Origin of the sequence: Anaerotaenia torta, assembly GCF_050433395.1 — a bacterium.
GTDB lineage: Bacteria > Bacillota > Clostridia > Lachnospirales > Lachnospiraceae > Mobilitalea > Mobilitalea torta.
Genome location: NZ_JBNPXH010000001.1, coordinates 343,259 through 355,686 on the forward strand (window position 1 = coordinate 343,259; position 12,428 = coordinate 355,686).

General features: G+C 45.8%; 9 protein-coding genes. 7 read left to right on the forward strand and 2 right to left on the reverse strand.

The window, feature by feature from the left end; genetic code table 11:
• Positions 1-16: 16 nt before the first annotated feature.
• Complete coding sequence (locus HNQ56_RS01485) at positions 17-331, reverse strand: PadR family transcriptional regulator (protein ID WP_429142054.1); 315 nt, start codon at positions 329-331, stop codon at positions 17-19.
• Positions 328-1,209, reverse strand: a complete 882-nt coding sequence (locus HNQ56_RS01490; RefSeq protein WP_429142056.1) for a DUF1700 domain-containing protein — start codon at positions 1,207-1,209, stop codon at positions 328-330. Before HNQ56_RS01490 ends, HNQ56_RS01485 begins: the two co-directional genes overlap by 4 nt.
• 341 nt (positions 1,210-1,550) lie before the next feature.
• Here HNQ56_RS01490 and HNQ56_RS01495 point away from each other — a divergent pair, with 341 nt between their 5' ends.
• The 7 genes from HNQ56_RS01495 (at position 1,551) to ptsP (ending at position 12,109) form a co-directional block, all read left to right on the forward strand.
• Entirely contained in the window at positions 1,551-3,311 is a 1,761-nt protein-coding gene (locus HNQ56_RS01495) for a sensor histidine kinase (protein ID WP_429142057.1), read from the forward strand.
• Complete coding sequence (locus HNQ56_RS01500) at positions 3,304-4,812, forward strand: response regulator transcription factor (protein ID WP_429142059.1); 1,509 nt, start codon at positions 3,304-3,306, stop codon at positions 4,810-4,812. Before HNQ56_RS01495 ends, HNQ56_RS01500 begins: the two co-directional genes overlap by 8 nt.
• Positions 4,813-4,928: 116 nt before the next feature.
• On the forward strand, positions 4,929-6,317 hold the full coding sequence (locus HNQ56_RS01505) for an ABC transporter substrate-binding protein (RefSeq protein ID WP_429142061.1): 1,389 nt from the start codon (positions 4,929-4,931) through the stop codon (positions 6,315-6,317).
• Positions 6,318-6,403: 86 nt separating this feature from the next.
• Positions 6,404-7,336 carry a carbohydrate ABC transporter permease gene (locus tag HNQ56_RS01510; protein WP_429142063.1) on the forward strand — a complete coding sequence of 311 codons (933 nt, stop codon included), beginning with the start codon at positions 6,404-6,406 and terminating at the stop codon, positions 7,334-7,336.
• Positions 7,337-7,393: 57 nt separating this feature from the next.
• Positions 7,394-8,185, forward strand: a complete 792-nt coding sequence (locus HNQ56_RS01515) for a carbohydrate ABC transporter permease (protein ID WP_429142065.1) — start codon at positions 7,394-7,396, stop codon at positions 8,183-8,185.
• Positions 8,186-8,210: 25 nt separating this feature from the next.
• Positions 8,211-10,232, forward strand: coding sequence for a methyl-accepting chemotaxis protein (locus tag HNQ56_RS01520; protein WP_429142067.1), 2,022 nt, complete (start codon positions 8,211-8,213; stop codon positions 10,230-10,232).
• 164 nt (positions 10,233-10,396) lie between these two features.
• Positions 10,397-12,109, forward strand: a complete 1,713-nt coding sequence (gene ptsP, locus HNQ56_RS01525; RefSeq protein ID WP_429142069.1) for a phosphoenolpyruvate--protein phosphotransferase — start codon at positions 10,397-10,399, stop codon at positions 12,107-12,109.
• Positions 12,110-12,428: the final 319 nt, after the last annotated feature.

Genomic DNA, 12,428 nt, shown 5'->3' on the forward strand with positions numbered 1-12,428 from the left:
TGTTCCTGTGCTAAAGTTATGGAAGGATGCCGATTTGGGTTACGACAGCGATGAGATTCTGCCAGTCCGCAATGCTGTCTCTGAGGACTTGTCTGCCTTGGTCCAGGATGCGGTAGTATTTTCTGGGCGGCCCGTTGGATACCTGGCCGTAATATACCTCCGTCAGACCTTCCTTGTTGAGTCTTCTCAGTATGGCGTAGAAAGTGCTCTCATCGACCTCCGGGAAGAAGGCGCTCATGTATTTCATGATGTCATAGCCGTACATTTCTTGTTGCTGGATTGTGTAGAGGATGCACATATCCAAAATTCCTTTTTTTAGTTGGGCATTCATGAATTCAGCTCCTTCTTTGGAAGAAAAATAATGAACAGGGTAAGGATAACCAGGAGCTCCAGATAGAGGCTGCCGCTGACCTTGACAAAGCGGGAGATCATATCATCCGGCCGGGAATCCATCCGATGAAGAATATTATTGTAGATGAGGAGCATCGCCTGTACGGCCAGGGCGTGGCATGCCGCACTATAATAAAGGATGGATATTCTGTGGTAATGCATCACGCTCAATATGATGATCGCGCATAGGGCCAGGATGAAAGTGAAGAACGTATTTGAAATCAGGGGGCCAATCTGATGTGGCTCTATTTCAAATGGTAATCGGTCAAAATCCGACATACGGTTTGTATAATAGATAACAGAGCAGATTGAAGAGATGCATATCAAATGAAAGAGTCCAAGAAGCAGTAAAGCAAATTTTTTCGAGGCGGGACGCGCAGAAGAGGCCGGACTTTTCCCCTGCATGAGGCTAGTCTTGGTGTGCCTCAATACCAGCCATAGGAGCAGAGCCGTAAGGGGATAGTAAAGCAAAAACTCATACAGAAGGCTCTTTCCGGCTGTTTCCGAGCGATAGACAGCAAATGCAGCAACAGCACAGATGGCGGCGATGAGAGCGCAGGCCTGCAAGAGGCTTTTGGATAAAAATCCGGGGAAAGTGCCGGCTCCGGGGGGCAGCTCCGCACTCAGGCTTTGTGCTATGGCACAGGGACTGCCCAAAACAGCACAGACCTCCTCCTCTGATTTTCCCTGTTCCGTTTCGATATTAAAGAATTCATCATAATCTTTCAAAACATTAATGGCATCCTTCTTATCGTATCGATGCCGCAGTTCCTTGTTTAACTGCTTAAAGAAAACTTTTCGAGTTGATATTTCTTTCATCTCTCAGCCTCAATCCTTTCTTGAATCCCCGTGCACAGCAGGAAACCTGTCTCCCGGGTAATTTACACTACTGTTTAATGGTCAGTAGTATAAAAATAGAATAGCATATCATAAATGGAATGTCAATAATGACATTCCCCCAACATCGGCAGAAATGAAAATCTGTACCCAAAAGGTCGGAAATGTTCAAGTGATATGTCTGATATTTTCATTATTCTTTCCCGTACATTTTTCTATAATATTTTTATGATCCTTTCTAAAACACCGGATTAAAAATCAATTTAGCTTAAACTTTAATTCTGCGCTATAATAGAAGCATCACTTATTTTAAAGGAGAATATATGAGGAAGCGGCTTTTAACACGGCTAAAGAATATGAGGCTGTCCAGAAAAATGATTCTGGTCTATGTAATATTTGCCGGGATCTCCTGTATTATCTCAATTACAGCGCTCCAGGTCAGCTTTAATATCTATGACGAAAAGCTTTATGAAAAATCATTGCAGGAGTTGGATTTCTTTACGCAGCAGGTCAATGCCAGCTTACAGGAAATTGAAGAGCTCAGCATGGATATTGCCATGGATAAGGAGGTTCAGAACAAGCTTTCCCAAATCTTTGCCATGGACCCCGATTCTTCCGGCTACGCTTATGAGATGAATAATTTTCGGTATATGCTTTTAGACAGGCTGGCCTATCAACCGACCGTCCAGAACATTATGTACACGGACGGGCAGAAGGTGCGCTTTCTCATCGGAGTGGACAGAGGGGCTATTGATGATGCCGTGTACGAGGAGCTTCTGGAACAGTATCATGAAAGACGGGGCGGGTATGTAATGCAGCCGCCTACCGGGGAATATCCCTATCTTTTATCCGGGCGGGATATTTTGGAGAGGATATCCAATACCAGCCTGGATTACCTGGGCTCCATAATCATAACCAGCGATATCGCCGGTGTTATTAAGAGAAAAGTGAATGCTTTGGAAGCAGATCATTCCAAGCTTTTTGTGTATTCCGAAGGCGGCATGATATACCAGGAGGAAGACATGGCAGAGGCTTTCCGTCTGCCGTTCCTTAATAAAAAGCAGGGATATGAAATAATCCGCCGGAAAGGGCAGAAATACTTTATGTGTTATCTGAAATCATCCTCCAACGGATGGATGTATGTGAATCTGTTTCCCTATTCCGAGGTTTTTGGGCAGACCATGGCTCTGAGGTATCTGATGTTGATTGGCTTTGCGGCGGTCTTCCTTATGACGCTGCTGGCTATGGAGAAAATGTCCAATGTTATTACAAGGCCTCTGGTCCGGCTGGCAGAATCCATGCAGGTGGTGGCAACCGGTGATTTTGAGGGGGCCAAGATACTAATGGAGGGAGAAAAGCATAAGGATGAGACCGGATTATTGGCGCAGGAATTTCAGATCATGCTGGAGAAGATCAATGTACTGATCCGTGAAAATTATGAAAAGCAGCTTTTATTGAAGGACACGAAGTATAAGATGCTTCAGGCACAGATTAATCCGCATTTTCTGTATAATACGCTGAATGCCATCAACTGGATGGTGAAAGCCAAAAGAAATGACGATGCGGGTAAGATGATTATGGAGTTAGGGTATCTGCTTCATGCTTCCTTTGCGGAGGACCCTTATATTACAGTAGAAGATGAGGTGCATGTGGCAAAAAGCTATATTACAATCCAACAGTTCCGCTATGGCGCGCGGGCGGAATTTACCGTCATTACAGAGGGGAATCTGGAGGGATACATTATTCCCCGTATGGTGCTGCAGCCGCTGATTGAAAATGCAATCTACTATGGAGTAGAAGGTGCGTTAGGGAACAGTAAGGTCGATGTAGTGGCAAAAGAAGAGGCGGAAGGGATTGTACTTGAGGTCTCGGATACCGGAAGCGGAATGACGGAAGAAGAGCTGGAAAGTGTAAGAAACTTTCGGGTTAAACCCAAGGGGCATGGCATAGGGCTGAGTAACATCAGGGAGCGCCTGAACATCAGCTATGATAATTATGAATTCACCATCGACAGCCGGACAGGAGAAGGAACAGTAATCAGGATAAGAATTCCCAAAATAAAAGGAGAAGGATATCATGTATAAGCTGCTTATTGTGGATGACGAAGAGATTGAACGGGAAGGTATGGCAGAATTTATACCCTGGTCCCAATACGATATAGAGCTGGTGGGAACGGCATGGAACGGGGCGGAGGGTCTGGAGAAGATTCAGGCAGAACAGCCGGATATTGTTTTGACAGATATTAAGATGCCGGTTATGGATGGTATTTCCTTAATTAGAAAGACGAAAGCGCTCTCTCTTGAGATTGAATTTGTTGTGCTGTCCGGTTATGGCGAGTATGAATACACCAGCCAGGCTATGGGGGAGGGGGTGCGTCACTATCTCCTGAAACCCTGTGACGAGGAAAAGATAGCGCAGATACTGGACAAGGTGAAAAAGGAAATTGATGAAAAGAGAATACGGCAAAAAAAGGAGAAGGAATATAAGAGCACGGTTTATCGCCTGCTGCCCCGTGCAAAGGAGCAGATTTTCCGCAATATGCTGCTGGGACGGGAACAATTAGTCGGCGACTATCAGATGTTTCTGGAAGAAATGGGGAATTGCAGGCCGGAAGTTCTGCTTCTGGCGGTACATAGCAGGAAGAGCTTTGATTATCTGGAACAGTTCGTGATAGGTAATATTTTAGGAGAGCTGCTGGGGGAGAGGAACATCCTTTTGTCTGCTGCAATTCAGCAGAATGTATTGTTTCTGATTAATGCAAAGACCAGGAATTCTATCGAAGCAGTTGCGGCGAGAACCGTACAGGAGCTGGAAAAGGCGCAGATCAGGCAGCTTCAGACTGCGATCAGTGAAAATGGCCGGCTGAAGAATGTGAATGTGCTCTATGAACAGGTACAGGAGCTGTTCCGGATTGGCGGGGCGGAAGGCAGGGAGAGTTTTCTGCATTATGGCCTTTTCCGGGAGATGAAGAATACGGCGACGTCCCTAGTGGATTACGGAAGACTAAAGGAAGCATATGCTTATGTTGATATTCTCTTTGAGGTTTTTCTGGCATTTACGAAAATGGAGCTAAAGCATTACACCATCCCGGAGATAAAGGAAATCTGTAATTGGACCTTGAAGGTTCTCTACGGGGAGGAGCAGGTTCCGGAGTACAATAGCAGCCATGAGGATGTATGGCAATTATTAAAAGATACGGTAAATGTGATTGCCGGGAAACAAAACGTGGATTTTAATACGGGCAAAGAGGCTCAGAGGGTGAAGGCGATCTTACTGGAGGTGTTCCGGCATATTCGTAATCAGGAATTGAGCATTCAGTACTTATCAAAGGAAGTGTTGTTTATGAACGAGGATTATTTCAGCAGAATGTTTACAAAGAACCTGGGAGAAAAGTTTTCGTCATTTCTTTTAAGCCAGAGAATTAATCTGGCGAAGAGAATACTGCGATATGATCCGGAGATAAAGATATCCCAGTTGGCGGAGCTGGTGGGCTATGCTTCGGATGGACAGTATTTTTCCAAGGCATTCCGGAAAGTGACCGGGATGTCGCCCATGGAATATAGGGACAGGACGGTTTTTCCTTAATTGGAAAAGTCGCTTTTTTTCAGATACTATTGCGCTTAATTCCATTCTTATACTGAGAAAATCCGGTTATAATGGCATCGTAGCTGATCATCAGCAATAAAAAAGGAGAGAACGGTATGAAAAAAGGAAGGAAACAATTGACAGCAGTATTGTTGGCATGCGTGATGGCACTTTCATTGACGGCTTGCAGTCAGGGCAAAGAAGGGGATGCACCGGAAGCGACAGGAAAACCGACGGCAACAGATAAGCCTGCGGCGGAAGCCACAGAAGCGCCGGCACAGGAGAGCAGCGATGAACCGGTTACCATCAAGATTACCTGGTGGGGAGGCCAGAGCAGACATGATTATACCCAGCAGCTTCTTGATCTTTATACGGAGCTGCATCCGAATGTAAGCTTTGAGGCAATGCCTTCCGGCTGGGACGGATATTTTGACAAGCTGTCCACCCAGACCGCGTCCGGTTCCATGCCGGATATCGTACAGATGGATTATCTGTATATTTCCACCTATTCAAAGAATAACTCTCTTGCGGATTTACAGGGATTTATTGACGATGGAACCATTGATGTGTCAGATCTGGAGGAAGCACTGTTAAATACCGGGAAAATAGACGGTAAAGTAACCGGACTTGTACTTTCCAGCTCCCTGATGGCCGTAGGATATAATCCGGAGGTGCTGGCAGAAGCAGGAGTTACAGAACCCACCAGCGATTGGACTTGGAATGATTTTATTGCAGCCAATAAGACGATTAAGGAGAAGACGGGTAAATTCGGAGCGGCCTTAAGCCCGGTTATCGATACCAATAACTTCAATTATTGGGTGAGACAGCACGGTTCCAGCCTGTTCAGCGGGGATAAGAAGGCATTAGGCTATACGGACGATAAGATTTGTGCGGATTATTTCCAGATGTGGAAGAGCCTGATGGATGAGGGCGTTGTTCCCAATCCGGACGAATGGGCACAGATTGAGACCCTGGGCCAGGAGGCAGGCCCGGTTGTAACCGGCGACGGCGCCATGATTTTTGAGTGGAGCAACTATGCCGCTAAATTAAGCGGCGTAAATGATAAATTAAAAATTGTTTCCATGCCTTTATCCAATGATTCTGATCATAAGGGCCTGTGGATGAAGCCTGGCATGTTCTTCTCGATTGCCGAGACCTCTAAGGTGAAGAAGGAGGCGGCAGAATTTATCAACTGGTTTATCAATTCAAAAGAAGCAAATGATATTATTATGGCGGAAAGAGGGACACCGGCATCTTCAAAAATTCGTGATTACATGGTTGCTTCCGGTAAGCTGAATGAGCAGCAGAAGGCGATGTTTGAATTTGTGACCAATGCGGCGGCGCTTTGCGGAGAGACCCCGGCTCCGGATCCCATCGGCATGTCCGAGATCAATGCAGCCTTTAAGAATGCGGCCAACAGTGTATTCTACAATCAGATTTCGGCGGATGATGCAGCGGCCAAATTCCGTTCGGAAGCAGAAGCGATCCTTTCAAGAAACAACTGATGAAGTGGGCGGGAGGGTACCTGAGGTGCCCTCCCCTTTCATTATAATAAAAATAATTGCCTGCTAGGGCTGTGATAATTTCAGAAATGAGGTTTAAAGTGAAAACAAAAAAGGTGATCAATCATAAAACGGTATATAAGGGCAGGGATAATATGGTGGCGTATCTGATGCTGTCCCCATGGCTGTTTGGATTTGCCCTCATGTGGCTGCTTCCGATGATTATTTCAATCTATTATTCTTTTACAGATTTTAATCTGCTCAATGTGCCTAAAATCATCGGATTACAAAATTATATCCGTATTTTCACAGAAGATACCACCTTCCGGCAGGCGCTCATGGTGACTTTTCTCTATGTGGTACTACTGGTGCCCCTTCGTCTGGCCTTTGCGCTGTTTGTCGCCATGCTGCTGAACAAGAAGCATAGGGGCCTGGGACTTTACCGGACCCTTTACTATATCCCTTCAATTATCGGCGGGAGTATTGCGGTTTCTGTGGTGTGGAAACAGATATTTGGAAATCGCGGCGTAGTCATGTCGATTCTTGCTGCTCTCGGAATAGAGCAGAAGATATCCCTGCTGGGCAATCCGAAGACCGCGTTATCCGTGATTATTTTAATGGGTGTATGGCAGTTCGGCTCTTCGATGCTGATCTTTCTGGCGGCACTGAAGCAGATCCCGAATTCCCTGTATGAATCAGCCCGGGTGGACGGCGCCAGGTCCTGGAGAATCTTCCTTAAAATTACCCTTCCCATGCTGACACCGACCATATTTTTTAACCTGATCCTCCAGATTGTCAACGGGTTCCGGGTATTTACGGAAAGCTATGTAATCACCGGCGGAGGTCCCCTGGACAGCACGCTTTCCTATGTGCTGTATTTGTACCGCCGTGCCTTTACCTATTTTGATATGGGCTACAGCTGTGCGCTGGCATGGGTTCTGGTGGCCATTATTGCGGTCTTTACAGTAGTGATCTTCAAAACTCAGAAAAATTGGGTGTATTATGAAACGGAGGCAAACTAGGCGATGACAAATAAAAAAAGGTTAAATTCTTTCCTGTTTCATACAGGAGCATGCCTTTTGGGCTTTCTTATGATTTACCCTCTGCTGTGGCTTCTGGCAAGCTCATTTAAAAGCAATAAGACGATGTTTGTTGATGCATATTCTCTGATACCCCAGACATGGGATGCGGTGACAAACTATATGAGCGGCTTCAAAGGAATTGGGGGTGTGCCTTTTTCAACCTTTCTTATGAATTCGGTATTTGTTACGGTATTTGGTGCCTTAGGATGCGTGGGAACCTCATTATTTGCGGCCTATGCCTTTTCCAGAATAAAGTTCCGGCTATCCGGCTTCTGGTTTGGGTGCGTGATGGTGACCATGATGATTCCGGCGCAGGTTATGGTGGTGCCGCAGTATATTATTCTGAAGAAATTGGATCTGACCGATACAAGAATGGCATTAATATTGCCGTGGTTTTTCGGCGGTGCTTTCTTTATCTTTCTAATGGCTCAATTCTTCAGAGGCATTCCAAAGGAATTGGACGAAGCGGCTGAGATTGATGGCTGCGGAAGAATCGGCACCCTGTTCAGGGTGCTGGTACCGGTTGTAAAGCCGGCGATCATTACCTCCTCCATTTTTTCTTTTTACTGGATATGGCAGGATTTCTTCCAACCCTTAATTTTCATGAGCTCAACAAAGAAATATACCATTCCTCTGGCGCTGAATATGTATTTAGATCCAAACTCTTATAATAACTATGGCGGGTTGTTCGCTATGTCGGTGGTCTCGTTGTTGCCTATTCTCATTTTCTTCATTATTTTCCAGAGATATCTGGTGGATGGTATTGCGATGGATGGAATAAAGGGATAGGCATCCGATCAAAGGAGAAAGAATTATGAGGCTTTCCAGCTTATCCATGAAAATGATAGCAATCTTCATGATACCGATCGCATTTATAATTGTTCTTGGTATTGTGTCCTATAAAAAAGCGGCGGAGAGTATTTGCAGCAGCTATGAGGAAACAGCAGAGCAGACAATAAATACCACCGCACAATACATTCAATTTGGAGCAGATTCTATTGAGGCGCTGTCGACACAATATATTGTGGATGTCGCCATACAGAAGTATCTGTGGAATTATAGCTATGACAGGGCTGAGAATAACCAAAACAGGAGATTGATCAGCAATTCTGTCTCTGCAAAGGAAATTACGGATCAATTTATCTCCGGAATATCCATCTTTTCTGACGAGGTAGCCTCCGTCACAACAGCCGTTTCAGTCCGGGACGGTATCTATGGAGGATTTATAGAGACGGAGCTGGGAGCAGAAATAAGTCAATCGGATGATGTTTTCTGGTTGGGAAAAGATTCTTTTCTGGATGAGAGGATAGGGTCTGCAGCCCATGGCTATGCACTGCGGCTGGTGAGAAGCTTCCAATCTGCGGATGCATTGATTGTTATTGATATGGATATAAAAACGATTCGGGATATTCTTGACAGGATAGGATTTGAAGAGGCCGGCATCATCGGTTTTGTCACAGCGGACGGAAAGGAAATCCTGTCCGGAGCAAAGGAAGGCGCTTCGGATGAAGTGTTTTACCATGAGGATTTCTATCAAAAGGCAGCTTCACTGGATGGGGCAAGCAACGCCTTTCGCGTGGATTACCGGAAGCAGGAGCATTTGTTTATTTATTCAAAGATTGGTGATACGGGAGCCATGGTCTGTGCGCTGGTCCCCAAAAGCGCAATCACGAGCCGGACGGACAGCATACGGCAGCTTACGGCCGTTATTGTGGTAATTGCATGTGTTGTTGCAATTGGGGCCGGATTATATATTTCCGCAGGCATAGACAGAATAATCAAATACATCATATTAAAATTAAAGCTGGCTGCGGAGGGCGATTTATCCATTGATTTTACTACGAAGCGCAAAGATGAGTTCAGAATACTGATTACGGAGATAAATAATACCTTTGCTAATATGAAGGAGCTCATAACCCAGGTAAAAGAGATGAGTGACGGCGTATCCGGGTCTGCGGAGGATATCGCAGGCACATCAGAACAATTTTTAAGGACAACAAAGGACATATCCGGTGCAATGAACGAGATGGAGCAGGGGATTATACAGCAGGCAAAAGAAGCGGAAGAATGCCTGTGCCAAATGGACGGGCTCTCCAATAAAATAATTGATATGGGTAAGGTTACTGATAAAATCAGCACAATCGGTGAGAATACAAAGAAATGGATTCAGGAAGGGACAGTTGTAACAAAGAAGCTTACAGATCAGACCCGGTCTACCATAGGCATTACAACGGAGATTGTGAAGGGAATCGAGAATTTAAATGAGAGATCCAAATCTGTAGGCATGATCGTAAGTACCATCAGTGAAATCTCAAGTCAGACCAACCTCCTTTCCCTGAACGCATCGATTGAGGCGGCAAGAGCTGGTGAAGCAGGAAAGGGTTTTGCCGTGGTTGCGGATGAAATAAGAAGATTAGCCAACCAAACCGGGCAGTCTGTAAATGATATTCAGCGGATAATCAAAGCAATCCAAAAGGACACCAATGATCTGGCCCAATCGGCCAGGGACGCTGAAAAGGTATTGTTCCTTCAGGATACGGCAGTGAAGGACACAACGGATTCCTATGATGGAATCAATGAGAGCGTAGATGGTCTGATGCTGGAATTTAAGCATGTCATAGAAAATGTAAAGAATATAGAAACAGCCAGAATAAGCACAATGGACTCAATTGAAAATATATCTGCTGTTCTGGAGGAAATGGCCGCGTCAACCAGCCATGTTAATCAGATATCCAATCACCAGATGGATTCGGTTGAAACCCTCAATGAAGCGGCGGGTAATTTAAATCAAAGATCAAAATATTTAATTCATGCTATTCAAAGATTTAAAATATAGCTCACCTTTTCCTTTGAATACAGAAACAAAATGAGTTTTGTCACAAACAGAGTGGACAAAACTCATTTTCTTTTGCTTTACCCGGGGAAGAATCCTGTTTATACTTAAAGGAAAGGGTATATGTTGCCGGCAATGTAAGGAGAAAGAAACGGAGGGACAGATTTATGGCGGCATTAAAAGGGAAGCCTATTTCACCGGGAATAGCAATTGGAAAAGCACTGCTGAGGAAAAACGCCTCCGAGGAAATAAGCCTGCGAAGGATTGAGGATACGGAGAAAGAGAAGGAACGATTTCATATAGCGAAAGACAGGGCCATCAGCCAGCTGGAGGATATCTATGAGAAGATGCTTCGCGCCAAGGGACACCATGAGGCCTCCATATTCCTGGCACATATTCAGATGCTGGATGATGTGGAGTTTATTACCGGGGTGGAGAATGCCATCGAGGAGCACCTCTGTAATGCGGAATGGGCGGTAAAAATGGTTCGGGACGGACTAATGGAGATCTTTCAGGCCATGGACGATGATTATATGCGGGAAAGAGCCATGGACATCAAGGACATCAGCCGGAGAGTGCAGGAGCTTCTCCTGGGAAGGGAAGGAGGCACGGCTGCGGGATTAACGGAGCCTGTGATCCTTCTGTCTGAGGATCTGGCGCCCTCCGATACAGCCCAGATGAATCCGGAATTTGTTCTGGGAATTATTAATGAGACCGGAGGCCCCACCTCCCATGCCGCGATTATAGCCAGGACTCTCGGCATCCCCTTTGTGGTCTTTCCTGGTATCATGGAACGGGTACGGGACGGAGAGCTCCTGGCTTTTGACGGCGAGACCGGCGTGATCGAGCTGGAGGCGGATGAGGCGGTCTTGCAGGAATATAGAGAGAAGCAGGAGGCTGCCGCCAGGAAGAAGCAGGAGCTGGAGAAGCTTAAGGGAACCAAATCCATTACAAAAGACGGACATGAGATTCTTCTGGCGGGAAACATCGGCTCCCCGGAGGATGCCGATATGGTAGTCCGCCAGGACGGGCACAGCGTCGGACTGTTTCGGACGGAATTCCTGTATATGAACCGAACCGGAGCGCCGGATGAGGAAGAGCAGTTTCAAGCATATAAAGCGGTTGCCGAAAAGCTCCAGGGCGGTCCGGTCGTGATCCGGACCCTGGATATCGGCGGGGACAAGGAAGTGGATTATCTGGGCATCCCCAAGGAGGAGAATCCATTCCTGGGCTATCGTGCCATCCGTCTTTGCCTGGATCGGAAGCCGTTCTGGAAGACTCAGCTCCGGGCCCTGCTCCGGGCCGGTGCTTTCGGAAATATCCATATTATGTTTCCCATGATTGTCTCCGTGGAGGAGCTTCGGCAGGCAAAGCAGATGGTAGAGGAAGCCAAGGCCGAATTAAGGGCTGAGGGAATTGACTTTAATGAAAAGGTGCCCGTCGGCATGATGATGGAAACCCCTGCCGCAGCGCTTATGGCGGATGTATTTGCCAGGGAGGTGGATTTCTTCAGCATCGGAACCAATGATCTGATCCAGTACACCATGGCGGTGGACCGTATGAATGAGAAGGTTGCCCATTTATACTCCCAATATGACCCGGCAGTGCTGCGCTTTATACGGAAAATCACAGAGAGTGCCCATGAAAATGGAATCTGGGCGGGAATCTGCGGAGAGGCCGCGGCGGATCCGTTGCTGCTTCCTGTCTGGGTGGGACTGGGACTGGATGAGCTCAGCATGTCCCCGCTATCCATTCTGCCCACAAGGAGCGGGATACAGAAATTATCAAAAGCGGATTGCGAGAAGCTGACAAAGGATATCTTCTCACTGGTAACAGCAAAAGAAGTGGAAGAGGTGCTGAGAAGCCGGAGGATTATCTGAGTTGCGAAGGTCCGGAATAAACTTAGGAAATGTAAGCTTAGACATCGGAAGGAGATGTCTAAGCTTAATTTTTGTGTTCTAAAAAATATTAGCATATACACTGAACTGTACTTAATTAATTTAGGTCATATTTATAACTATAATCCTGTAGTTAGCAGTTTTTGGACTAATTCAACAATAAAGCTATAGAAATTTTAAAATTATTCTATGATTTTAGGGTTAAAGTATTGACAAACACTAAATTCAATACTATAATCAAAATAAATAATTTAGATATTAACTAAATTATATTTAAACACTTTATATGTGACTTGCGAGG